We start from the raw sequence: 25,272 nt of genomic DNA, 5'->3' as shown, positions 1-25,272 counted from the left end.
CGAACTCAGTAGTGAAACGTAATAGCGCCGATGGTAGTGTGGGGTCTCCCCATGTGAGAGTAGGACATCGCCAGGCTCCAACTTAGGTTTTCATCTTTTTAGAAAAAGATGAAAGCAAAAATAAACAAAGCAATAAATGTAAGACTTTGTTTATATGCAGAATTGCGTGCTGGTATAGCTCAGTTGGTAGAGCGCACCCTTGGTAAGGGTGAGGTCCCCAGTTCAAATCTGGGTACTAGCACCACTAAATTTGTTCAGCGACAATAGCACAATGGTCCCACCTGATCCCATGCCGAACTCAGAAGTGAAACGTTGTAGCGCCGATGGTAGTGTGGGGTCTCCCCATGTGAGAGTAGGTCATTGCTGAACACTCTTTCAAAACCCAGCCTTTGGCTGGGTTTTCTCGTTTCTGGACGGTAATTTCCTTCATTACTTTTCCTCATCATCTCTTCATTATCTACAATTCTTTTAATACTCTTTCTCTTGCACCTTAGACCAAATTTATATAGTTTTATTTTAGAAATCTGGACGTCTAAACATCTTGATGCCAACGTTTGTTATAAGGGAGTTCGGCATGTAAGTTGTTTCGTTCGGTATAACGTTTAAGGAGTAAACCAATGCCGATAAAAATTCCTGACCAATTACCTGCTACTGATATCTTACGTAGTGAGAATATCTTTGTGATGTCGGAAGCGCGTGCCGCCAGCCAGGAAATACGTCCACTGAAGGTGTTATTGTTGAATTTGATGCCGAAGAAAATTGAGACGGAAACTCAGTTCTTACGGTTACTGTCGAATAGCCCGCTGCAAGTTGATGTGGAGTTGTTGCGAATAGATAACCGGCCAACCAAGAATACGCCAACTGAGCACTTAGATACGTTCTATCGTCAGTTTGAGATGGTGAAGGATCGGAACTACGATGGTTTGATTGTAACCGGAGCGCCCCTAGGGCTTGTTCAGTTTGAAGATGTACTGTATTGGGAAGAAATACAGACAATCATGAATTGGGCCAAGGAGCATGTCACCTCGACTATGTTTGTTTGTTGGGCGGCACAGGCTGGCTTGAAGTTGTTGTATGACTTGCCGAAGAGAACGCGCAAAGAAAAGCTATCAGGGGTCTATTTCCATCGGACACATGATTGCCATAATCCAATTCTTCGTGGTTTTGATGATTCCTTCCTGGCACCGCATTCACGGTATGCAGATTTTTCACCGGAGTATTTAGCCGAGCATACCGATCTCGATATTCTGGCAACATCTGATCAGGCTGGTGTGTATCTGGCTGCAACCAAAGATAAGCGTAATGTCTTCGTGACGGGTCATCCGGAATATGATGTATCAACGCTGCATAATGAGTATGTACGTGACTTGGCTGAGGGCATGGAGCCTGCGATACCTGTCAATTATTATCCCGATGATAACCCTGACAACCCTCCGGTTGCCAGCTGGCGCAGTCATGGCCATCTATTGTTTTCTAACTGGCTCAACTACTGTGTCTACCAGCAGACGCCTTATGATCTTGAGCATTTCTCGGAAGCCAATTTTACCAAGGATGATTAACCTGGAAATAAAAAGACCTGCAAAAGCAGGTCTTTTTGCTAAAGTTTTACAGCAATGATTAATAGAAGACTATTGATTATTGGCTTCCCATTGCTTGGCTTTGTGAATCAGTGGAGTAATGGTTGAGCCCTGAACAAGAATTGAAAAGACAACGACTGCATAGGTCATCACCAAAATGATTTCCCTGACATCGATGCTTTTCTCCGGAATAACAATAATCCCTGCCGGGATAGCCATTGCCATCGCTAAGGCAAGGCCGCCACGTAATCCGCCCCAGGTCAGGATTTTCACCGAGAGAGGGTTGTATTGCCGGTAGCGCTCGAATCCCATATACGAAAATTTGATGCTGAGATAACGGCTGAGCAGTACCAGTGGAACAGCGACAACCATCAACACCCAGTCTTCCTGATGGAAATTGAACTGCAGCATACTCATACCGATCAGAAGGAACAGCACGCCATTGAGGAATTCATCGACCAGTTCCCAGAAGTGATCGAGATGGTCTTCACTCTCTTTGGAAAAACCAATATAGCGAGTCCAGTTACCGATCATGATGCCGGAAACGACCATTGCCAGTGGCCCTGAAACATGAATAACATCAGCAAAGACATAACCGGCAGTGGGAATACCTAAAGTCAGGAGGAGCTCCATAGAGTGGTCATCGGTGGCGCTGATGAGGTAATGGAAGAGTAAGCCAAGTAAAAAGCCGTAGACGATTCCTCCAATAGCCTCCTGTACAAATAGCTGACCCACACCAAGAACGGTTGGCGCTTCATTGCCGAAAGCAATGGTGAACAAGGTAACGAAAATAACGAGGCCAAAACCATCATTGAAAAGGGATTCACCTTCAATTTGTGTTGAGATGCGTCTCGGTGCATCGAGCTTTTTCACAATAGCTAACACTGCGATCGGATCGGTAGGCGATATGAGTGAGCCAAAGATCAGGCAGTAGATAAGATCAAACTGAATGCCGAGAAACTGACAGATCCCCCAGAGAGAAAAACCAATGAAGAAGGTTGAAAACAGGGTTGCCGCCAGTGCAAGTACTGTGATTTCCCATTTTTGATCTTCGAGGTTGGGCAGTTTAATCCCTAGTCCACCGGCAAAAAGCAAAAAGCCCAGAATCCCTTTTAGCAGAAAACTCTCGAAGTTAATTTCGCCAAGCTGCTCGGCGGCAATATCTTCTAGATGAAACCAGCCGTTCTGTCCTGCGATAACGATCCCCAGTGACAATACCAATGCCCCGGCAGTAATGGCGATAGTGGTTTGCATTTTTCCTATTTTGCTGTTGATAAATGCAATGATCATTGCAGCAGCAGCAAGAAAGCAGAGGGTGCTATAGACCGACATGCGTCAACCTCAATATGGTTAAAAGTAAAGTATGAAATTGTGACAAAATATAAATCCATCACGCAGCGATAGCTATAGAAAACTTTCCTAGATTCTGGTTTTGTTTTGATAGAGAAAACAAGTTTAGACGTCTAGATTTCCATATGGACTGTGGTAGGATGTTATTCAGCTGTAAAAATAGATAAGGGAAGTAGTGTGGTGTTAAAGGGCAAGGAATTATTACAGAAGCGACTAGATCAGCAGATCCTGATCATTGATGGTGGTATGGGCACCATGATCCAGGGCTACAAGCTGGAAGAAGCGGATTATCGCGGTGAGCGGTTTGCAGACTGGCACTCAGACCTCAAAGGCAATAACGACCTATTGGTACTGACACAGCCCCAGTTGATCAAAGATATCCACTCGTCTTATTTAGAGGCCGGTGCAGATATTCTGGAAACCAACACCTTTAACGCAACTACCATTGCGATGGCTGACTATGATATGGAAAGCCTGAGCGCAGAGATCAACCTTGAGGCTGCACGCCTTGCCCGTCAGGCCGCAGATGAGTGGACAGCAAAAACACCGGATAAGCCGCGTTTTGTTGCCGGTGTCCTGGGCCCGACCAACCGCACATGTTCTATATCGCCGGATGTTAACGATCCCGGTTTTCGAAATGTCACTTTTGATCAATTGGTCGAGGCCTATTCAGAGTCTACCCGAGCGTTGATTGAAGGCGGCTCTGATCTCATTCTGATCGAAACGATCTTTGATACCCTGAATGCCAAAGCCTGTTCATTTGCTGTCGAAAGTGTTTTTGAAGAACTTGGCTTTGAATTGCCAGTAATGATCTCGGGCACGATCACCGATGCCTCCGGACGGACACTTTCTGGTCAGACGACGGAGGCATTCTATAACTCGCTCCGTCATGTTAAGCCGATTTCCTTTGGTTTGAACTGTGCTCTGGGGCCAGATGAGCTCCGTCAGTATGTTGAAGAATTATCCCGTATTTCAGAGTGTGCCGTCTCTGCGCACCCGAATGCCGGTTTGCCCAATGCTTTTGGTGAATATGACCTGAGCCCGGAAGATATGGCTGAGCACATTAAAGAGTGGGCTCAGAGTGGCTTTTTGAACCTTGTCGGTGGTTGTTGTGGTACCACTCCTGAGCATATTCGGCAGATGGCTGAAGTAACGCGTGATGTGACCCCTCGTCAGCTTCCGGATATTCCTGTTGCATGCCGGTTGTCTGGTCTTGAACCGTTGACCATCGAATCCGATACCTTGTTTATCAACGTCGGTGAGCGGACTAACGTCACTGGTTCAGCCCGCTTTAAGCGGCTGATCAAAGAAGAGCTCTATGATGAAGCGCTGGAAGTAGCCCGTCAGCAGGTCGAAGCCGGTGCACAGATCATCGATATCAACATGGACGAAGGGATGCTGGATGCAGAAGCGGCAATGGTTCGTTTCCTCAATTTGTGCGCTACTGAACCCGAGATATCGAAAGTTCCGATCATGGTCGATTCTTCCAAGTGGGAAGTGATTGAGGCTGGCTTGAAGTGTGTTCAGGGTAAAGCCATCGTTAACTCCATTTCGCTCAAGGAAGGGAAAGACAAGTTTGTTTCCCAGGCCAAGTTGATCCGCCGCTATGGTGCTGCAGTTATCGTCATGGCGTTTGATGAGGTTGGTCAGGCTGATACCCGCGAGCGGAAAATTGAAATCTGTACCAATGCTTACCGGGTCTTGGTCGATGAGGTGGGCTTCCCACCAGAAGATATCATTTTCGACCCGAACATTTTCGCTGTTGCGACAGGGATTGAAGAGCATAACAACTACGCGGTGGATTTCATTGAGGCTGTGGGTGATATCAAGCGGACGCTACCGCATGCCATGGTTTCTGGCGGGGTTTCCAACGTCTCTTTCTCGTTCCGGGGCAATAACCCGGTGAGGGAGGCCATTCATGCCGTTTTCTTGTATCACTGTTTCAAGAACGGCATGGATATGGGGATCGTCAACGCCGGTCAGTTGGCTATCTATGATGATCTGCCGGATGAGCTTCGAGAAGCTGTTGAAGATGTTGTGCTTAACCGTCGTGATGATAGTACCGAAAGATTGCTGGATATTGCGGATAAGTACCGTGATAGCGGAACGGTAGAGGATGACCGTAGTGCGCAGGAATGGCGTGGCTGGGATGTCGAGAAGCGACTGGAGCATGCGCTGGTCAAAGGCATTACCGAGTTTATTGTTGAGGATACGGAAGAAGCCAGAGCAAATGCAAGTAAGCCGCTGGAAGTGATTGAAGGTCCATTGATGGCTGGTATGAATGTCGTTGGCGACTTGTTCGGTGAAGGCAAGATGTTCCTGCCGCAGGTGGTGAAGTCAGCCCGAGTGATGAAGCAGGCTGTGGCCTACCTTGAACCGTACATTAATGCTGAAAAGCAGGCAGGGCAGAGCAACGGTAAAATCCTACTGGCAACCGTGAAGGGGGATGTACACGATATTGGTAAGAATATCGTCGGTGTGGTTTTGCAATGTAATAACTATGAAATTATCGACCTTGGCGTGATGGTCCCTTGCGATAAGATCCTGAAAGTAGCCAAGGAAGAAAATGTCGATATCATCGGTTTGAGCGGCCTGATCACCCCGTCGTTGGATGAGATGGTACATGTTGCCAAAGAGATGGAACGCCAGGGGTTTGATCTCCCGTTGCTGATTGGCGGGGCAACAACCTCCAAGGCACACACCGCGGTGAAAATCGAAGAGAATTACCATGCGCCGGTTGTCTATGTCTCGAATGCGTCACGGGCGGTCGGCGTTTGCTCGGCTCTGCTTTCTGATGAGCAGCGTCCTGCATTTGTCGAGCGTCTGGATAAAGAGTACGAAATAGTCAGGGATCAGCATGCTCGCAAAAAGCCACGTACCGCACCTGTCACCCTGGAAGAAGCCCGCGCCAATAAGGTCAACATTGACTGGGCGACCTATCAGCCTCCTGTACCGGCGAAAGGCGGGATCCATACCTTCACAGATTTCCCCGTGTCTACTTTGCGTGAGTATATCGACTGGACCCCGTTTTTCATGACCTGGTCGCTCAGCGGTAAATATCCGACAATTTTGAAACATGAAGTTGTTGGCGAAGAAGCGCAGCGTCTGTTTAATGATGCCAATAAGCTACTGGATGAAATCGAGCAGACCAGCATGATCAAGGCCAACGGGGTCTGTGGGCTGTTCCCTGCCAATAATATTGGTGATGATATTGAAGTTTACACCGATGAGTCTCGTACCGAGGTATTGACGACTTTGCGTGGCCTTCGTCAGCAGACGAAAAAGCCTAAAGGGCCTAACTACTGCCTGTCGGATTACATCGCTCCGAAAGAAAGCGGAAAGGCAGACTGGATTGGTGCGTTCGCTGTCACCGGCGGGATTGGCGAATATGAGATTGCGGATCAATTCAAGGCCAAGGGGGATGACTACAATGCCATTATGATCCAGGCAGTTGCGGATCGTTTGGCAGAGGCCTTTGCCGAGTACATGCATAAAATGGTGCGCAAGGAAATCTGGGGCTACGCGGCTGATGAGAACCTGAAGAATGAAGACTTGATCCGCGAGAAATACCAAGGTATTCGTCCTGCGCCCGGCTATCCTGCCTGTCCGGAGCATACGGAAAAAGGGGAGATTTGGAAGCTGCTGGATGTTGAGTCAAACACTGGAATGAAGTTGACTGAAAGCTTTGCGATGTGGCCGGGAGCGGCTGTATCGGGCTGGTATTTCTCACATCCGGACACACGTTACTTTGCTGTAGCGCAGATACAAGATGATCAGCGTGACAGCTATGCCGAGCGCAAAGGCTGGGATCTGGTTGAAGCTGAAAAATGGCTGGGGCCAAACTTATAAAGTTACTTCGACAAGGAAATAAACAGGGCGCCGTTTGGCGCCCTGTTTGTCGTTAAGGCTCATTGAGGATCTACTCGAAAATCTTCTGATGCAGCGCTTTCACTACTGACTTGGCATCTTGTTCCTTAACAAGAAAGCAAAGATTGTGCGGGCTGGCACCATAGCAGATCATACGCAGGTTATAGTCTTCCAATGTCCCGAATATTTGCTTGGCCGAGCCCTTTGTGCTGCTCATTTGATTGCCGATAAGCGCCACGAGACATAAGCCTTGCTCAACCTCGACACGGCACAGTTCGCTAAGTGCTTCAACGGCTTTCGGCGGCAGGGTCGGTGCGCCGCCGCCGGTATCGGTCTGATCCAGTGTTAGGGAGACACTCACCTCTGAAGTTGTGATGAGATCGACAGATACCTTGTGCTCGGCGAGAATACGGAACACTTCGGCCAGGAAGCCATAGGCGTGGAACATATTCAGGCTTGTCAGTGTCACCATTGTTTGGTTGCAACGCAGGGCCAGTGCCCGAAAGAGCGGCGCGTCATCAACGCTTTCACGGATCCATGTGCCACCTTGCTCAGGTGCTTTGGACGAGCCGATAAATACCGGGATTTGCTGGCGTACAGCCGGAACCAGGGTGGAAGGGTGCAGGATCTTGGCTCCGAAGTTGGCCATTTCCGAGGCTTCGCTAAAGCTGATTTCTTTTATAGGCTTGGCGGCTGCGGCTATACGGGGATCGGTGGTGTACATTCCCGGAACATCGGTCCAAATCTCCAGTGTTGATGCATCAACGGCTTCGGCGACCAGGGCCGCACTGTAGTCACTACCCCCACGTCCCAAAGTTGTCGTCTGTCCCTTGCTGTCCGAGCCAATGAAGCCCTGTGAGACCACAACCTGATTTTCCAGCAGCGGCCGTAGTTTGTCCGTAGCAAGCTGGCGAATCGCCTCGGGTTGCGGGATGGCTTTTCCAAACTGGCTGTCCGTCCGCATGATGTCACGAATATCGAAACGTACAGTGTCGACATCCATTTCATTGAGGATTCGGGTAAACAGGTGGGTGGATAGTAATTCACCGTGAGAAACCAGCTGGTCAGTCAGCTGCACGCTTGGTTGCGAGGCTGCTTGGTCCGCCAGGGTAGAGACGGAGTCTAATAGGCTATCGATTTTTGAAGCCACATTCTCTGGCGATTGTAATTCACTGAGCACGTTGTGATGAATTTGGCCTAGTCGGGTCAAAAGTTGTTGGCGACGGTCAGGTTCAGTCACCCCATTGGCCAGTTCGACAAGCAGGTTAGTTACGCCGGAGCATGCACTGATTAAGACGATACGGGCGGCTGGGTTATTCTTGATGATGGCAGCACTGCGGCTCATTGCCGTAAAATCGGCAACGCTGGTTCCACCAAACTTAGCGACAGTCAGGGCTGCGGCATGATTATCTACAGGGCTCAAAGCAAGTCTCCCAATAACAGTAAAATTATAACGAAAAATAGGGAATTTACTCGGGAGGGTATTCCCGACGTCCAATTGTCAGGAGAGCAGATAGGCGAGACGTATTGATAGCGCTACAACCAGAAGCTCCCCACCTTTCACTCGAGAAAGGTGACAGCCAGAAGGATTCAACCTTCGTGGCCGATACTGCAGGCCCCCTGTCCGGCAGTATCTCGGCGTTACTCCCCCTCTCTTATGCTGCCTTGGGGTGGGGCCCCGCAACATAGATACCTGGGTAACGCTCCTCTTCTGTTTTTACCTGATGGTATTCCAGTCATCAGGATGAACAAAAAACGATCTCCATTGAAGCGAATTTGTTGCTCGTTTGTCAATGCTTGTGTGGGAAATTATGCAAATAAATTGCAATAATCCTGCCGGGCAATTTCTATGCTTTCGCCGCATGACTTGCTTCGAAATGAAATTCCTTTAATACTGGTTATCTGCGCTAAGGCCAATTGATACGACATCAGTGAGCGAGTGACTGAGTCTTTCGCTGGCGTAGCATTGCACCCTACACAGCTCTTCAGGGAATCACCGAACTCTTATATAAGGGAGATACAATAATGACAATCGGTAGTTTTTATCCGCCACAACGTACATTAATGGGCCCCGGTCCATCTGATATTTACCCGCAGGTGTTACAGGCACTGAGCCGTCCTACTATCGGCCACCTGGATCCTCTGTTTATCGGCATGATGGATGAGCTGAAGCAGTTGTTGCAATATGCCTTCCAGACCCAGAATACCTTTACAATTGCCGTCTCTGCACCGGGCAGTGCCGGGATGGAAGCTTGTTTCGTTAACCTGGTTGAGCCGGGTGACAAGGTGATTGTCTGCCGTAACGGAGTGTTTGGTGAGCGGATGCGCGAGAATGTCGAGCGCTGTGGCGGCGAAGCTGTCATGGTGGACAATGCGTGGGGCGAGCCGGTAGCCCCGGGATTGGTTGAGCAGGCTCTGGCGGCTAATCCGGATGCCAAGATTGTCGCCTTCGTCCATGCCGAAACATCTACCGGAGCCCTGACTGATGCCGAGGCGATTGCCAAGCTTGCGCGGCAGCATGATTGCCTGACAATTGTCGATGCCGTCACCTCGCTGGGTGGAGTACCCCTGCTGGTGGATGAGTGGCAGCTTGATGCGGTTTACTCTGGCAGCCAGAAGTGTTTGTCGTGTGTGCCGGGTTTGTCGCCGCTGACCTTTTCGCAGCGTGCTGTCGATAAGATCCAAAGTCGTAAGACGCCGGTGCAAAGTTGGTTCCTGGATCAAAGCCTGGTACTGGGGTACTGGAGCGGAGAAGGCAAGCGCAGCTACCACCACACCGCGCCGGTCAATAGCCTGTATGCGCTGCATGAGGCGCTTGTTTTGTTACAAAGCGAAGGACTGGAAAATGCCTGGCAACGTCATAAGGATGTTCACCTTGAGCTTCGCGAGGGACTGGAAAAGCTAGGTATCGAGTTTGTGGTTGATGAAGCCTGTCGTCTGCCGCAGCTAAATGCGGTACATATTCCTGACGGTGTTGATGATGCCTTGGTGCGTAAGACATTGCTCGAGCGCTATAACCTGGAAATTGGTGCCGGTCTCGGCGCGCTGGCCGGTAAGGCCTGGCGGATTGGGTTAATGGGGTATGCGGCCCGCAGCGAAAATGTGGCTTTGTGCCTGAAAGCCCTGGAAACAACACTGAAGTGATCCCTTTCGCGACTGCGCAATTTTGCAAAACGGCTACTACGGTAGCCGTTTTTGTTTTTGAGGGTAAGCTGAGTTATTTCGTCGCTGCAGGCTGGTTTGCTTGCTTATCTGTATCCGGAGCAGCCTGGCTCAGAATGGGCGTTGCCTCACTCGAGGTAAAGTCCAAATTAGGAAACAGATATTGCGCCTCTTGCCGAATCTGCTCTGCCTGACTGGTATTGCCAAGCAGGTGATAGGCTGCGATGAGGTTTTGATACAGAGCCGGACGAGGCCAGTTGACCGCTTTCTGTGTTGCCCATTGGATGTATTCATTGATCAGAGTCGGGTTGTTTGAACTCGCCCCAAGCTGAAGCTGAGTAACATGCAAATCCCATTCAAATCGATGTTTCCACGCCCAGGGGTTATTGACCTTGAGCAGGTAGTCGACATTGACCGGGCGTGTTGTTTCGTATTTTGTCAGTAGGTAGCCCGAGTATAGCGTCGTAACCATATAACTGGTTGTGGCGATAGGTAGCAGCAAGACCAGTACACGAATAGTCAGTACATAGCTTGCCTTGAACCGATAATACTTGGCCGTCAGGTTATCTACCCAGTAGATCAGAATAATGAAAATTACCCAGTGTGCCAGTGAATGGTAAAACGGGTATTCGAGCTGGGTATGTAGCGTTATCGGAAAAAATAGACCAACCAGCGCAAGCTGAGTTCCTTCACGGGCTTTCTTGATTTTGGCAAAAACGGCCGCGGCTGCCAGGAGCAGCGCTAAGAGCGGGATGACTCCTCCTTCAGAAGCCCAGTAAAGTAATTCATTGTGCGGATGATCGAGCGCAGCCATACCAAAGTGCTGCTCGGGATCGGCATGATGCCACTGGGCCGTCTGGGTAATGAATGACGTTTCAAATGTACCGTAGCCATAGCCTGTTAGCGGCTGTTTCAAAAACATATTGAAGGCTTGCGGAATATGAATGGAACGTGCGCTCTCCAGGCTGACCTTATTCTCAACGGGCGTCCAGCCCGTGCTGCTCGCCAGGTTCCAGGATGCACTCAGACCAAGCGCTATCATTAGCAGCCACATTCGGTACGGTGCCTTGGCAGCAAAGCGACGCAGGTAGGGGATCATCAACCCGGTACCAATAATGGCTCCCAGCCAGCCAGTACGGGAGCTAAGTACAACCAGTATGGGAATGGTGATAACAGGCGTTAGCAGCAAAAACAGCTGTTGCCAGGACCACTTGCCACGGTACATCGGGATACGAGCCAGTAAGTAAGCGGATAACACCAAACCGGTCGCCAGGAAGCTGGCCATCACATTGGGCTGTTGAAAAATACCGTAAGGACGGTTGCCAATGGTGTCGTAGCCCATCCAGTTATCGGGCTCTAGCCATATAAATTGGTACCAGCCGAGAGAGGCCTGGATCCAGACCGCAATCAGAACCATCCATAACATGCGTTGGCGTTGACTATGGGTGAACGAAAATTGCTGCAGGCAGATGAAAAATATTAGCCCGGCCCAAAGGGCTGATATGCGATTGATCACTTCTGATCCGACAGCGTTGGGGTAAAAGGCCGGTACTGTCAGCAGAGTACAGCAGGCAATCAGGATCAGGGTCAGGCGGGAATAGCGCCAGGTCTTCTGGCGGCATATTTCGAACAGACCAAAAGCAACAGCAAAGCTGAAGGGGATCCAGCTGGCGGCATTGAATGAGAGCTCTAGCCCGGAGCCCCCCGGGTTGTGCTGGAAGTAATGCATAGCCAGCAAAAAGAGGAAACCGATAGAGGCCAGAAAGGGACGCACCATCGGTTTGCTGATTTTTTGTTCTGCCAGTCTGGTGCCTTGTACATGTAACACTGTCATGGTGATTCTGAGCCTGTTGAGCTGATGTCTGATACTAAACAGGCTGATTGATACCAGCCTGAATGCTATTTGTCATGCCTTATTTTTCTTTATTGCGTCAGACTTGGCAGCAATGGCTTGAGGAAGCGTGCCGTATGGGAGCCCTCAACCAGCGCGACTTGCTCCGGTGTGCCTGTTGCAACAATTTCACCGCCTCCGTTGCCGCCTTCCGGGCCGAGGTCGATGATCCAGTCGGCTGTTTTGATCACGTCGAGGTTATGCTCGATAACAACAATGGTGTTGCCGTGATTTCGCAGGCGGTGCAGTACTGACAGAAGTTGCTGAATATCATGGAAATGTAAGCCTGTAGTCGGCTCATCCAGAATATACAGGGTTTTTCCGGTATCACGCTTGGACAGTTCGCGGGCTAATTTAACGCGTTGTGCCTCACCGCCGGACAGTGTTGTCGCGGCCTGTCCCAGCCGGATATACGATAAGCCGACATCGATTAATGTTTGTAACTTTCTTGCGATTGCTGGAACCGGATCAAAGTATTCCCGGGCATCTTCCACCGTGAGTTCCAGGACTTCATCAATACTCTTACCCTTGTAGCGGATCTCCAGCGTTTCGCGGTTATAGCGCTTACCCTTACAGGAATCGCAAGGTACGTAGACATCCGGCAGGAAGTGCATTTCTACCTTGATCACCCCGTCCCCCTGGCAGGCTTCGCAGCGTCCGCCTTTCACATTAAAGCTGAAGCGGCCCGGCTTATAGCCTCGGGCGCGGGACTCCTGCGTACCGGCAAACAGCTCCCTGATAGGGGTAAAGATCCCGGTGTAGGTGGCAGGGTTGGAACGTGGTGTACGGCCTATCGGGCTCTGGTCGATATCGATAACTTTGTCGCAGTGCTCCAGATCATGGATCTCGCGGTACGGAGCAGCATCGCCGGATGTTGCGCCATTTAATTGGTGGTGGGCAATGCGGAAGAAGGTATCGTTGATAAGGGTTGATTTACCTGAGCCTGATACCCCGGTGATACAGGTGAACAGGCCGACTGGAATTTCAACGTCGACATTTTTCAGGTTATTACCGGTCGCGCCCAGTAGTTTAACGGTCTTCTCCGGATTGAACTCGATACGTTGCTCGGGCACCACAATCGACTTGGCACCGCTGAGGTACTGTCCGGTCAATGAGGTTTCGGCGTCAAGAATATCGTTCAGGCCGCCTTCGGCAATCACCTGGCCACCGTGGACACCGGCTCCCGGACCGATATCGATAACATGATCGGCGGTGCGGATGGCGTCTTCATCGTGTTCGACCACGATGACGGTGTTACCGAGATCGCGCAGGTGAGTCAGGGTCTTTAGCAGGCGTTCATTATCACGCTGGTGGAGACCAATTGATGGCTCGTCGAGGACATACATTACCCCCACCAGACCGGCACCAATCTGGCTGGCGAGTCGGATACGCTGGGCCTCTCCCCCGGACAGGGTTTCGGCACTACGAGAGAGGTTCAGGTAGTTCAAGCCGACGTTGACCAGGAAGTTGAGACGGTCACAGATCTCCTTGAGCACTTTTTCCGCAATCTGGGCCTTTTGGCCGACCAGCGATAGCTGCTCGAAAAACGCCAGTGCCTCAATGATGCTCAGCTCACTGATTTGCGGCAGGGTGGTATCGGCAATGAAGACATTACGGGCCTCAAGGCGCAGACGTGAGCCGTTACAGCCGCTACATGGCTTGGTTGAGACAAACTTGATCAGCTCTTCACGTACGGAGTTGGACTCTGTCTCGCGGTAGCGACGCTCCATGTTGTTGAGGATCCCCTCGAACGGGTGGCGGCGTACCGTGATGTCGCCACGATCGTTGATGTATTTGAACTCAATTTCTTTCTTACCTGAACCGCTTAGAATGAGGTTCTGGATTTTCTTCGGCAGCTCGTTAAACGGTGTTTCGATATCAAACTCAAAATGCTCGGCCATGGATTTGAGCATCTGGAAGTAATAGAAATTGCGCTTGTCCCAGCCGCGGATAGCACCGCCTGAGAGGCTAAGTTCGCCGTTCTGCACCACACGCTCTGGATCAAAGTACTGCTGAACGCCCAGACCGTCACAGGTGCCGCAGGCGCCGGCCGGGTTGTTGAACGAAAATAAACGCGGCTCCAGTTCCTGCATGCTGTAGCCACAATGCGGACAGGCAAAGTTGGCTGAAAAAACAATCTCATCGATCTCGCCTGCCGTCATCGGGCTGATCACCACTGTACCGCCGGATAGCTCCAGTGCGGTTTCAAACGATTCGGCCAGGCGTTGCTGGAGATCATCGCGGACCTTAAAGCGATCGACAACGACCTCGATGGTGTGCTTTTTATGGAGCTCCAAGGTCGGTGGATCGGAAAGATCGCAGACCTCACCATCGATCCGGGCCCGGATATACCCCTGGGCAGCCAGATTAGCCAGTGTCTTGACATGCTCCCCTTTACGCTCCTTGACGATAGGTGCGAGCAACATCATCTTGCTGCCTTCTGGAAGCTCGAGCACCTTGTCAACCATCTGGCTGACGGTCTGGGCAGCCAGCTCTACGTTATGAGTCGGACAGCGCGGCTCACCGACTCGCGCATAGAGCAGGCGAAGGTAATCGTATACCTCGGTGATGGTACCGACGGTTGAGCGCGGGTTGTGGGATGTGGATTTTTGCTCGATAGAAATCGCCGGCGACAGCCCCTCGATATGATCGACATCCGGCTTTTCCATCAGGGACAAGAACTGACGGGCATAGGCCGACAGGGACTCAACGTAACGACGCTGGCCTTCGGCGTATAGGGTGTCAAAGGCTAGTGAGGACTTACCTGAACCTGACAGGCCGGTAATCACAATCAGTTTGTCTCTGGGAATAGAAAGACTGATGTTTTTAAGGTTGTGGGTCCGGGCACCCCTGACTTCGATCTTATCCATGGTATGCGAGCTTTTTGGCTGACTAATAATTGGACCGGCATTATCGCATAGCAAGGAAAAGCTTGAAAGCAAAAGCTGTATAAAGATACAGTACAATGTGTATTTATTGAGCGGTGTTCGACGTGGGATCTGGTGGTATAAATACGAATGGAAGTTTCCTGTGGCGTATCAGGCACTCATGGGAAATGCGTAAAAATTGCGTCAGATAACACGGTTTCGGCCCTATGCCTGAGCCGTGTCTGCATGATAAACTGCGCGATTAAGTATAAACTTTGACTAGCGGCTATTGATGTTAAGATAGCACGCGAACAGATTTGGAGTTAAGTATGGCCAGTCGTGGCGTAAATAAGGTTATCTTAGTCGGTAACTTAGGTAATGACCCAGAAATCCGTTATATGCCAAGTGGTGGTGCAGTAGCAAATATTACCATTGCTACCTCTGAATCATGGCGTGATAAAGCTACAGGCGAGCAGCGTGAAAAGACTGAATGGCACCGTGTTGCGCTATTTGGCAAGCTGGCAGAAGTAGCCGGTGAATACCTGCGCAAAGGTTCACAGGTATACATCGAAGGTCAACTGCAGACGCGTAAATGGCAGGATCAAAACGGCCAGGACCGTTACACAACTGAAGTTGTGGTTCAGGGCTTCAACGGTGTGATGCAAATGCTTGGCGGTCGTCAGGGTGGCGGTCAGGGTATGGGCGCACCTATGGGTGGCGGTCAGCAGCAACAAGGTGGTTGGGGACAGCCTCAGCAACCAGCTGCAGCACCTCAGCAGAATTTTGCGCCTCAGCAGCAACAGTCGGCACCGCAGCAGCAGGCTCCCCAGCAGCCACAGCAGCAGTACAATGAGCCGCCAATGGATTTCGATGATGACATTCCGTTCTAATTGAACAGAAGTGTCAGAGAAAAGCAGCGCCAGTCGCTGCTTTTTTATTGCCAGAATTTAGGCTGGCGGCCTGTTGTTTTCGCTATGCTAGGCTTGATTTTTCTTTAATAAAATCAATGAACAACTTGGTTTTCACATGGTTGTAGTCTAACTTCGGGTAGTAGGCATAGGCCGAGCTGACGGGCTGCTTTAGCTCAGGCAGAACCGGCACCAGCAACCCTTTGCTGAGCTCCCTTCTTACCATTTTCTCCCCGGTCAGGATAATGCCCATTCCGGCAACGGCTGCGGCCACCAGGGCTTCCGGATTCTGAGTGGTGAAGTTACCGCGAAGTCGCAGACGAAGGTTGTTTTCAAACACATGTTCTTGTTCATGGCCGTGAGTCCCGAACAGCAGGCAGTTGTGCTGAGTTAGCTGTTCTGGTGTTTCTATCTGTGATTTGTCTTCCAGATAGCCGGGAGAGGCATAAAAACTGGGTTGGAAGTTAAATAAACGCGTCGCAATATAGCTGGAAGAGTTGAAGTCGGTCAGCTCCCGGCTGATGAATACATCCAGGTTCAGGTCAGGAAGCTGGCCCGGTGTTATTGTGTGCAGCTCGACCTGAATATTGGGATAGGTCTCGATAAATTCGGCCAGGTAGTGAACCAGCAAACGGCTGCCGGTGGCCAGCGGGGCACCGATCCGGAGGATGCCGCTGACCTCGCCGTAGGTCGAGGTCGTTTCGGCAAGCATCTGGTGCCAGTCTTCAAGTAGACGGGCGCTACGCTGATAGAAAAGCTTGCCGGCTTCTGTCATTGTCAGGCTACGCGTGGTTCGCTTAAGTAGCTTAACTCCTAGCTGTTTTTCCAACCAAGACAGGCGTTTGGACAGAGCTGAACTTGAGGTGTTGAGCTTGGTCGCAGCCAGGGCCAGAGAGCCTTGCTCGACAACTGTGACAAAGCTGGTGGTACACGTTATCCAATCCATATATTGATAGTATCCGTAGACTGTTACCCAAACCGGTAAGGTGATGATAACAAACGAGGCGATGATCTGAACTATTGGCAGTCAATCCATTTTGGAGATTGAACGGTTTGGCCTGAGTTAACAATTTTTTAAATTGTCGACCTGAACGCTAACACTGTGGCTGAGGGAGTGATATTTTGCTCATTAGGCCTGTACGAACTTGCATGGACTGACTCTGTGATGAGTCATTTGAACATCATTAATATAGCTAGAATTGGATTCTTATGAGAAAAGCCTCCGGCATGAAGCTAACCAACCGTCTGGTTGCCTTTGTTACGATCATCGTTATTTGTGCCATCTTCGTGATTTTTATTGGCGGTGCCGTTAGTTTTCGAAAGCTGGGGCAGGACTACCTGACTCATTACATTGATGGCATTGTTGAGGTGATCGATCAGGAACTTGCCGACCCGCAGGGGGCGCAGTCTCTGTCGCGCTGGCTGCCCAAGCTGTTGAAGGCCAGTAATGTTGTAGAGTTGGAGGTGGGGAGTTCGTCAGGGGTAATTTATGCCTTTAAAGGGCTTCAGACCGTCAATGATCCGACGATATTGCAGCAGAGCCATTACACGCTTAACCACAACCCCGGCTTTTATATTAACTTAAAGTCGCTCCCTCCCTATACGGAGTTTACTTATTCCATCGGCGCTATGTCATCCATTAGCCTGGCCATCGCAATTATTATCATGGGGCTAGTGAGGGGAGTGAACTGGCTGCGTCAGCAGCTCTATGGCTCGGAGTTGCTGGAGCATCGCGGTCGGCTGATTCTGGCCGGAAAGGTTGACGACAATGCGGTCGGAGATGAGCAAGAGTGGCCTGCGACGGCCAGCCTTGCCCTGGATCAGATGATTGCCGAGCTTAAGGACGCCCGCCAGGAGCGGAGCCGGTTTGATACCTTTATTCGTACTCATACTTTCCTGGATCAGTTAACCGGGGCTGCAAACCGGGTGCTTTTCGATAGTCGCCTGCAATCTATGGTGCAGGATCAGGAGACGCACGGTGCGGTGATCCTGATCCGGATCTCTGACTGGGATGAGCTATTGGCCGAGAAAGGAAAAGATGTTGCCGACGAGCTGGTCCAGGATGTCGGTATGATCCTGTCAAACCAGATCCAGCGTTATCCCGATACGGTTTTATCACGGTACTTTGACGCCGAGTTTGCGATCCTGCTATCCCAGCAGTCGGCAAAAGAGGTCAAGCTATTTACCAATCAGCTGCTCAAAGCACTGGAAAGGCTGACGCCGGTTGCGCCCTTGCAGCCGGATAACTGGTGCCATATCGGCGTGACATTCTGCTCGAGCGGCGAGCGCCGCGGGCGGGTGATGGATGAAGCCGATATGGCGTTGCGCAGCGCCCAGCTTCAGGGCACCAATAACTGGTATGCCTTTCAGAAAGATCAGCAGTACGAAGATGCCCGTGGCAGCGTGCGCTGGCGTACTTTGCTGGATGCCGTGTTTAACAGCGGCGGCCCAATATTGTACCAGCAGCCTGCTTTGGCATTGGATGGTGAAACTATTGTCCACCGAGAACTGCTGGCCCGGATCCAGGATGAAAATGGCGTCCTGATTAAAGCATCCCGTTTCTTGACGGCGGTCGAACAGGTTGGGTTCAGCGCCCGGATGGATAAACAAGTTATAGGTCAGGCTATCGAGTTATTGAAAAACAGTCCTGTCAATGACTCTCTTTCGGTGAATGTAAGTGTCGAGGCCTTGCTGGAAAAAGAGTTTGTTCGCTGGCTTCGCGATGAGTTGCTGCAAACACCGCGCACGGTGCTCAATCGTCTGTCGATTGAAATTGCAGAAAGCGGCTTGGTCAAACACCTTGATGCTATGCGCCCTGTGGTCAGGATGATCGTGGGGCTGGGCTGTAAACTGGTTGTGGACCAGGCTGGCCGAACCATTGTTAGCACCCACTATATCAAGGACATCAAGGCCGATTATATCAAGCTGCATCGTGGGTTGGTCCGTGAGATCGACCAGCGGCAGGAGAATCAGCTATTCGTCAGAAGTATGCTGGGAGCATGCGCAAATTCTAATGCCCAGGTGATTGCTGTCGGGGTGGAAAACGAGAAGGAATGGCGGGTACTCAAGCAGTTGGGCGTACAAGGAGGACAGGGGCGTTTCTTTGCGGCAGAACTTTCTGTTAGACAGGCTACAAAAGGAAACGATAAGCCAGATAAAACTTTGTTCGGGAGATAACAACGGGCAGAAAAAAAACTATGTTATCAATAAAAGCTCGTTATAATGGTCAAATTATTGACAGCTGCTAGTTGTTAGTGCTTTTCAGTAGCAAAATCTGTGTGTTTTGTGAGCGGTGTTGGAGTTTCATGAAATCTAAATCTTTGCTTAGTAAGTATTTAAAAAAGAAAAGCCGTAACAAACAGGCTTGTTTGGCCATCTTTGCTGATTCCATCACGGTAGTTTATGAATCTGAGCCGGAATGGATAACAGAGACCCTGGTTGTTTCTAATGCCGGAGATTGGGATTCGGTCATAACATCGTTGCTTGCTAAGCATCAGTTGGGGGGCAGTAGCTTACGTTTGGTACTTGGCCATGGCCTCTATCAGAGCATGCTTATCGAGAAGCCGGAGCTGCCCCGCGAGGAGTACTCGACGGCACTGCCTTTTCTGGTTAAAGATCTGGTCAATGAGTCCCCGCTGGAACTGGTGGCCGATGGCTTTCAGGCGCCGCTAAAAGATCGTTTGCAGGTTGTTGTCACGAATCGTAATCAGGCCGAGCAGCTGATCCGGATCTGTAACGAGGCTGGTTGTGACGTGTTTTCTATATCGGCAGAGGAAGTGGTATGGGGACAATTAACCGCCCCGCCCCTGAGTCAGCTGGTATTGCACCGTCGTCGCCATGCCAGCCTGCAGTTAACGGCTTTTAAGCAGCAGGAAATGTGCTTTCAACGTCAGTTGCGTGGTTTTCCGTCCCCTTTGCTGGATAGCAATACGCCAGGAGAGATGAACCATGCCCTGCAGCTAGACAGCCTGGCACTTGAGCTGCAGCGATCGCTTGATTTCCTGAGTGCTCAGCTGCGCGATACACCGATCACCCAGCTGTTAATCTCCTGTGATGATGACGATGACAGTGCGTTGGCTGCCGAACTGAGCCAGCGACTGAGTGTTTCTGTTGCCGCTGTCACACCGCCACACCCGGTATTGACGACGAATGCAGCCCGTGTTGCCTTTGCCGCGCTGATAGAGCCCGACGGGGCAAATAGCATTAATTTATATAGCGATGCACTCAAACCGCACACTCAGCTCATGACGCTGCAGAATGTAGTGCTTAGCTGGGCGTTGGCCGTGGTCGTGATGGCCTCAATGGCTGGCTGGTATAGCTGGCAGAACTACCAGCAGCAGCAACAGCTGGCTGCCGAGAAAAGCCGCCTGGACAGCAAACAGTCTGAACTCAGCCGGGCCAAGGATGCGCTTGCCAAACACATTCCCAGTCCGCTGAAGGTTGAATTGGCCGGAGATCTGGAGCAGCACCTGGCGGCCAAACAGGCCACTCTGAAGGCCATTAAAATGCATGATGTGAGTTTGCAGGTCGGTTATGCCGGATTGTTGCGTCAATTATCGGACGCGGCAAGCGGGAACATCTCTGTCAATCGTATTCGGGTAACCGGAAGACAGCTTGACCTGGAGGGGGTGGCCCGGACACCGGAGTCGGTCCCAACCTGGGTGAAGGCATTCAAAGGCTACCCAGATCTGTCCGACCGGCGTTTTCAACTGATGTCGCTCGGGCGCAATGAGCAAAATGTGGTGACGTTTAAATTGTTGGCTGAGCGTGGAGCGGCAATAGCGAAAAAACCTGAATTACCCGCGAGCGAGGTTATCCGATGAACGGCTGGCAGAAATTAAGCGATCGGTTCGATTTACTGACTCGCCGCGAACAATGGCTGATTTTGCTATCAGGCTGGATTGCCTTGTTATTTGTCGGTTTCGTGATGTTTATCGAGCCGCAAGTCAAGGCGCTGGCCTCAGCCAGGCAACAGGTTGTCTCTGTGGCCAATGAGATCACCAACAGCGCCAACCAGCTCATTTTAATTGAGCGCAAGCTCAGGAGTGATCCGAATCAGGATGTCGAGCGCAAAATCGACAAGCTGGAGCGAGAGAACTCAACCCTTGACGATCAATTGCAGGGCCGCGTAGCCAGCTTGGTAACGCCAATCCAGATGTCGGGATTGATGGAGCAGGTTCTGCAGCGTTCGGAACGCTTGAAGTTGGAGTCGCTGGAGTCGCTGCCTTCTGTGCAGCTAATCAGTGGCGAAGACGAGGGGTATTATATTCACCCGGTTCGCCTTAACCTGCGTGGTCGCTATTTTGATGTCGTGAACTACCTGGCCCAACTTGAAGCGCTGCCGGTTAAATATTATTGGCGGAGCTTGAACTATCAGGTGGATAAGTACCCTTGGGCCGATATTCAGCTGGACGTTTATACCTTGGGCGAGAGTAAGGATTTTATCGGTGGTTAAAGCTGAGATGGTTAGATTATGGCTGGGTAAATCAAGCTTGGTTATTAAGCAAGGATCTATCGCTGTTGCCCTGTGTGGAGTGCTTGCTGGCCATGTACAGGCCAGTCAGGATCCGACGGCACCGTTAGGTTGGCAAACTCCGACGAAAAAGCCCACCGTAACCAAGACCAGGCTCCCCCAACTGCAGGGGATAGTGTGCGGTGAATTGAGCGCCTGTACGGTGATTTTGAATAATGTTCCCGTTGAACTTGGCGGAAGAGTCAGCGGCTACACCTTGACTGACATTCAGGACGATTATGTCACGGTAACACGCGGCGGTAAAAAATGGCGTCTGGAGCTATTTGCCGACATTGTGAAAGCAAATTAGAACAATAAAGTGGTTAACATGCGTGGATTAGTAGTTGGGATCGTGATGGTATCTCTGGCCGGTTGTTCGGCCAATATGGGACATCGTGACCCTGTAGAAGTCAAAGGTGCGCTGAACGAAGCGGTTAATGAAGCCAATAGTCGTCCGTTGGTGGAGCTGCCTTCGGCTGTCAGTGCGGATCTGATGCCGACGCTGGACGGCGGTGATTATGTCTCTAGTACGGCATTGGAAAAGCGATTTCGTGTCAATGCCCGAAATGTAGATGCCCGTGCTTTCTTTGGTAGCCTGGTGAAAGGCACGCCTTTCAATATGGTACTTCACCCTGAGGTCAAGGGGCGAATATCCCTGACATTAAAGGATGTCACGCTGGATGAGGTGCTGGAGGTGGTCTCGGACATCTATGGCTATAACACCACCCGCAAGGGCAATATCATTCAGATTTTCCCGGCAACGCTTCGTACCGAGGTGATCCCGGTTGACTACCTGCAGCTTAAACGCCGTGGTGTGTCGCTGACTTCACTGACAACCGGCTCGATCACTAACAGTGGCTCGAATTCATCATCTTCCAGCGGTACAACGGGTAACAGCAGTTCGAGTAGCAACAATAGCAGCGGAAACAGCAATAGTAATAACAATTCAAGTACTGCCACTGGTGGTACGACGATCGAAACCACGTCTGAAAGTGATTTTTGGCAGCAGTTGGAGAAAGCCGTTCAGGCGATGATCGGCAGCGGGCAGGGAAGAAGCATTGTCGTCTCTCCGCAGGCAAGCCTGATTTCGGTGCGCGCATTTCCTAACGAATTGCGTGAAGTGAAGGAGTTTCTCGGGGTATCCCAGCAGCGTCTGAAACGTCAGGTGGTGCTGGAAGCGAAAATTATGGAAGTCACCCTGAGTGATGGCTACCAGCAAGGGATCAACTGGAGCAACATCACCAAGACGATTGGCGGCACGGAAATTATCTTTGGTCGCCCGACGACTAACCCGATACCGTCACTGCCCGGCGATGCAATTTCCAATCTGCTTGGCGGGCAAACCAATGTCACTATCCAGGATGGTAACTTTGAAGCGGTATTGAGCTTCCTCGATACCCAGGGTGATTTGAACGTATTGTCCAGCCCTCGCGTAACGGCTGCCAATAACCAGAAGGCAGTGATCAAAGTGGGGGGTGATCAGTATTTTGTTACTGATATTTCCGGAGGCGAAGTCAACAGTGATGGTGGTACGGCGTCGCCGGATATTGAGCTTACTCCGTTTTTTTCCGGTATTTCGTTGGATGTGACCCCACAAATCGACGATGACGGCGGTGTACTGCTGCATGTTCACCCGACAGTCGTCGACGTGGAAACGGAAATTCAGAGTATCGAGCTGGGTCAAACTTTTGGTACCTATAAGCTACCATTGGCCAAAAGCTCGGTGCGGGAATCTGACTCGGTGATCCACGCCCGTACCGGTGATGTGGTGGTCATAGGTGGCCTGATGAAATCGGCAACCAATGATCAGGTATCCAAAGTGCCTTTGCTGGGTGATATCCCGATGCTAGGTCACCTTTTCCGGAATGTGAGTAAGCTCCAGACCAAAACGGAGCTGGTGATTTTGCTTAAACCGACGGTTGTCGGCGAGCAGACCTGGCAGGAGGAAATCGAACGCTCCCGGGCGCTGATCACTGAATGGTTCCCTGACGAGGGGTAAGCCATGTACCAGTCTCACTTTGGCCTTGAGGAACTTCCTTTCTCGCTGACCCCTAATACCGCGTTGTTTTATGCATTGCCTCCTCACCTGGAGGCGATCCAGATGACGTTGGCTGCATTGGAAATGGGGGAAGGCATTATTCAGATTTCCGGCGAGGTCGGGACGGGAAAAACCCTGGTTTGCCGAATGCTGATAAAACAGCTTCCGGATCAGTTTGAGTTGGCTTATCTGCCGACACCCGCAGCCAGTGGCCATGAACTTCGTCTGGCATTGGCCCGGGAGTTGGCGATTACGGCCGAGGGCGATAATACCGCGCTGGCAGAGCAACTCCAGCAAGCGCTGATTGCACGTAAAGCCGCCGGCAAGTCCGTGGTGGTATTGCTCGACGAAGCGCAGGCATTGCCAGATGACGCGCTGGAAGCACTTCGTCTGCTCGGTAATCTGGAAACAGAACATGAGAAGTTGCTGCATATTGTATTGCTGGGCCAGCCGGAGCTTGATCACCGACTCGACCAGCATCATATGCGTCAGCTCAGGCAACGGATCACATTCAGGGCCTGTCTGCGCCCATTGGATCTGGCCGAGACAATTGCCTATATCGAATTTCGCCTGAGCAGTGCAGGCTGTCAGCGGGAATTGTTCGTGCTGGCGCAATACCGTGAGCTTTGGAAAGCCAGTCAGGGGATCCCTCGGCTTATCAATCAGCTTTGTCATAAAGCATTAATCGCAGCAAGCAGTTGCAATGCGCAGTCAGTAGGTCGGAAAGAAGTCTTGATGGCAGTAAAAGATACATTAGGGGCACGTCAGCCTAAATGGACGTACCCGGTGCTGTGGGGATGGCACTGAATATGAGCGAGATAAATAAAAAGCTTAATGCGCTGAATCAGCAAAATAACCCTTCTTCAGCCACCGCGCAGCCTTTGCAGGCCGCGGTTGTTAAACCGGTACCAAAGAGCCATGGGGCGAGATGGACGGTGCTTGGTGTATGTGTAGCGTTGATGGCGGGAGGTGCTGGTTGGTGGCTGGGGGCTAACAGCCAGGCCGACAGCCAGTCATCAGCGAATATCGATGCGGTGCCTGTTCCTTCGAATCCAGCCCCTTCGCTCCCTGTTTCTTCGGATCCTGTCCCTTTAGTACCAGAGCCGCAACGTCAACATGTGACTTCTGACGCTGAGCAAGAAGCGAAGCAGGCAGTGGTGCCGACTCCGGTTATAGCAAGCAGTGTCAAAAAGAGTGATGCCACGCCCGTAAGTCAGCCGGTTTCATCAGCGAAACCGACGAAGAATGCTGAAAAGCAACCGGTGCCTGAGGCCAATATTACGCCAAAGGTTGTGCTCGAGGATAAACCAAGGATAAAAAAAGCGGCTCAGCAGGCACTGAAACCAGAGATGAAGCCAAGCGCAGAGCAAGACCCTAATCCAAGGGAAGTGCTAAAGCCTAAGCCAGAGCCAGAGCAAGGCTCCAGTCGAGTAGCTGTGCGAGAGAATTCAACGACCCAACCGGTGGAACATGATGATACGTCTGCGGAAGGGTTAATGATTGAAACCGTTGAGCTCGATGCCGGACAGCTTGCTGATGTGGAGTATAAAAAAGCGCAGAAAGCCCTGAAGGCTGGTGATAGCCGCAAAGCCATTGGTTTTCTGAAGCAGGCGCTGAAGTATCAGCCGGAATGGGTCAGTGCCCGGCAAAAACTCGCGGCCTTGTATTATGGGCGGGGTGATACCCGCAAGGCCATTGCCACTCTACAGGAGGGCTTGGTGCTTGATGGCGAACAGCCTGATTTACGTCTGACGATGGCAAAGCTGCTGGTTAATGAATCTCAGCAACAGGCCGCTCTGAATGTATTGAGCCGTATGCCCAAGAAAAGTCACAGTGGCTACCTCGCGATGCGCGGCGCCCTGGCCCAGCAGTTGAATAATAATGAGCTGGCGATGAGCAGCTATAAGCTGCTGGCTACAGAAGAGCCTTATGATGGTCGCTGGTGGCTGGGTTTGGGGATTGCCCTGGAGCGCGGCAAAGAGGCTGAGAAAGCACTGGATGCCTATAAACAGGCACTGTTAATGGGACGTATTTCATCGCAGTCACAACAGTTTATCCAACAGCGCCTGGCGCTGCTTGAGGCTCGGGAGGGCTAAGCGC

The 25,272-nt window shown here is 51.1% G+C and carries 16 protein-coding genes, 1 tRNA gene, 2 rRNA genes and 1 riboswitch; of the genes, 14 read left to right on the top strand and 5 right to left on the bottom strand.

Annotated features, from left to right (window positions below; genetic code table 11):
• The 4 genes from rrf (BIT28_RS30325) to metA form a co-directional block, all read left to right on the top strand.
• Window positions 1-76: ribosomal RNA gene (rrf, locus tag BIT28_RS30325) — 5S ribosomal RNA — on the top strand; the annotation flags it as partial.
• A gap of 92 nt (window positions 77-168) precedes the next feature.
• Window positions 169-244, top strand: a tRNA-Thr gene (locus BIT28_RS04465).
• A 9-nt stretch (window positions 245-253) separates the two neighbouring features.
• Window positions 254-369, top strand: a 5S ribosomal RNA gene (gene rrf, locus BIT28_RS04460).
• A gap of 248 nt (window positions 370-617) precedes the next feature.
• A complete protein-coding gene (gene metA / locus BIT28_RS04455; RefSeq protein ID WP_075762433.1) occupies window positions 618-1,559 on the top strand; it encodes a homoserine O-acetyltransferase MetA in 942 nt (313 codons plus the stop codon).
• A gap of 69 nt (window positions 1,560-1,628) precedes the next feature.
• Here metA and BIT28_RS04450 read toward each other — a convergent pair whose 3' ends face one another.
• Window positions 1,629-2,909: a cation:proton antiporter gene (locus BIT28_RS04450; RefSeq protein WP_075762432.1), complete on the bottom strand. Its 1,281-nt coding sequence runs from the start codon at window positions 2,907-2,909 to the stop codon at window positions 1,629-1,631.
• 195 nt (window positions 2,910-3,104) lie between these two features.
• Between BIT28_RS04450 and metH the strand changes: the two genes are divergently transcribed.
• Window positions 3,105-6,776, top strand: coding sequence for a methionine synthase (metH, locus tag BIT28_RS04445; protein ID WP_075762431.1), 3,672 nt, complete (start codon window positions 3,105-3,107; stop codon window positions 6,774-6,776).
• Between the two features lie 70 nt (window positions 6,777-6,846).
• Here the strand turns inward: metH and lysC are convergent, their stop codons facing one another.
• Complete coding sequence (gene lysC, locus BIT28_RS04440; RefSeq protein WP_075762430.1) at window positions 6,847-8,217, bottom strand: lysine-sensitive aspartokinase 3; 1,371 nt, start codon at window positions 8,215-8,217, stop codon at window positions 6,847-6,849.
• Between the two features lie 115 nt (window positions 8,218-8,332).
• A riboswitch (Lysine riboswitch) is annotated at window positions 8,333-8,513 on the bottom strand.
• Between the two features lie 306 nt (window positions 8,514-8,819).
• Between lysC and BIT28_RS04435 the strand changes: the two genes are divergently transcribed.
• Window positions 8,820-9,938 carry a pyridoxal-phosphate-dependent aminotransferase family protein gene (locus BIT28_RS04435; RefSeq protein ID WP_075762429.1) on the top strand — a complete coding sequence of 373 codons (1,119 nt, stop codon included), beginning with the start codon at window positions 8,820-8,822 and terminating at the stop codon, window positions 9,936-9,938.
• A 73-nt stretch (window positions 9,939-10,011) separates the two neighbouring features.
• Here BIT28_RS04435 and BIT28_RS04430 read toward each other — a convergent pair whose 3' ends face one another.
• Window positions 10,012-11,790: a PglL family O-oligosaccharyltransferase gene (locus tag BIT28_RS04430; RefSeq protein WP_075762428.1), complete on the bottom strand. Its 1,779-nt coding sequence runs from the start codon at window positions 11,788-11,790 to the stop codon at window positions 10,012-10,014.
• Window positions 11,791-11,879: 89 nt separating this feature from the next.
• The gene (uvrA, locus tag BIT28_RS04425) at window positions 11,880-14,717 is read right to left on the bottom strand and encodes an excinuclease ABC subunit UvrA (protein ID WP_075762427.1); all 2,838 of its coding nucleotides are present in this window, start codon (window positions 14,715-14,717) and stop codon (window positions 11,880-11,882) included.
• Between the two features lie 326 nt (window positions 14,718-15,043).
• On the opposite strand from uvrA, the gene BIT28_RS04420 reads away from it, so the two are divergent.
• Window positions 15,044-15,604 (top strand): single-stranded DNA-binding protein, encoded by a 561-nt coding sequence (locus BIT28_RS04420; RefSeq protein WP_075762426.1) that lies wholly within the window; start codon window positions 15,044-15,046, stop codon window positions 15,602-15,604.
• 82 nt (window positions 15,605-15,686) lie between these two features.
• On the opposite strand, the gene BIT28_RS04415 is transcribed toward BIT28_RS04420, so the two are convergent.
• A complete protein-coding gene (locus tag BIT28_RS04415; RefSeq protein ID WP_075762425.1) occupies window positions 15,687-16,568 on the bottom strand; it encodes a LysR family transcriptional regulator in 882 nt (293 codons plus the stop codon).
• A gap of 263 nt (window positions 16,569-16,831) precedes the next feature.
• On the opposite strand from BIT28_RS04415, the gene csrD reads away from it, so the two are divergent.
• The 7 genes from csrD (at window position 16,832) to BIT28_RS04380 (ending at window position 25,268) form a co-directional block, all read left to right on the top strand.
• A complete protein-coding gene (gene csrD, locus BIT28_RS04410) occupies window positions 16,832-18,799 on the top strand; it encodes an RNase E specificity factor CsrD (protein ID WP_075762424.1) in 1,968 nt (655 codons plus the stop codon).
• Between the two features lie 128 nt (window positions 18,800-18,927).
• Complete coding sequence (locus tag BIT28_RS04405; protein ID WP_075762423.1) at window positions 18,928-20,445, top strand: PilN domain-containing protein; 1,518 nt, start codon at window positions 18,928-18,930, stop codon at window positions 20,443-20,445.
• Complete coding sequence (locus BIT28_RS04400; protein WP_075762422.1) at window positions 20,442-21,077, top strand: MSHA biogenesis protein MshJ; 636 nt, start codon at window positions 20,442-20,444, stop codon at window positions 21,075-21,077. The genes BIT28_RS04405 and BIT28_RS04400 overlap by 4 nt, the downstream gene beginning before the upstream one ends.
• Window positions 21,070-21,444 carry an MSHA biogenesis protein MshK gene (locus tag BIT28_RS04395; RefSeq protein ID WP_245823646.1) on the top strand — a complete coding sequence of 125 codons (375 nt, stop codon included), beginning with the start codon at window positions 21,070-21,072 and terminating at the stop codon, window positions 21,442-21,444. The genes BIT28_RS04400 and BIT28_RS04395 overlap by 8 nt, the downstream gene beginning before the upstream one ends.
• Before the next feature lie 18 nt (window positions 21,445-21,462).
• On the top strand, window positions 21,463-23,133 hold the full coding sequence (mshL, locus tag BIT28_RS04390; RefSeq protein ID WP_075762421.1) for a pilus (MSHA type) biogenesis protein MshL: 1,671 nt from the start codon (window positions 21,463-21,465) through the stop codon (window positions 23,131-23,133).
• A gap of 3 nt (window positions 23,134-23,136) precedes the next feature.
• Window positions 23,137-23,979: an ExeA family protein gene (locus tag BIT28_RS04385; protein ID WP_075762420.1), complete on the top strand. Its 843-nt coding sequence runs from the start codon at window positions 23,137-23,139 to the stop codon at window positions 23,977-23,979.
• 2 nt (window positions 23,980-23,981) lie between these two features.
• Window positions 23,982-25,268: a tetratricopeptide repeat protein gene (locus BIT28_RS04380; protein WP_075762444.1), complete on the top strand. Its 1,287-nt coding sequence runs from the start codon at window positions 23,982-23,984 to the stop codon at window positions 25,266-25,268.
• Window positions 25,269-25,272: the final 4 nt, after the last annotated feature.

This window comes from Photobacterium proteolyticum (genome assembly GCF_001939735.1).
GTDB classification, from domain to species: domain Bacteria; phylum Pseudomonadota; class Gammaproteobacteria; order Enterobacterales; family Vibrionaceae; genus Photobacterium; species Photobacterium proteolyticum.
Note: the sequence above shows the minus strand (reverse complement) of the source record. Positions and strands in the feature narration are given on the sequence as shown.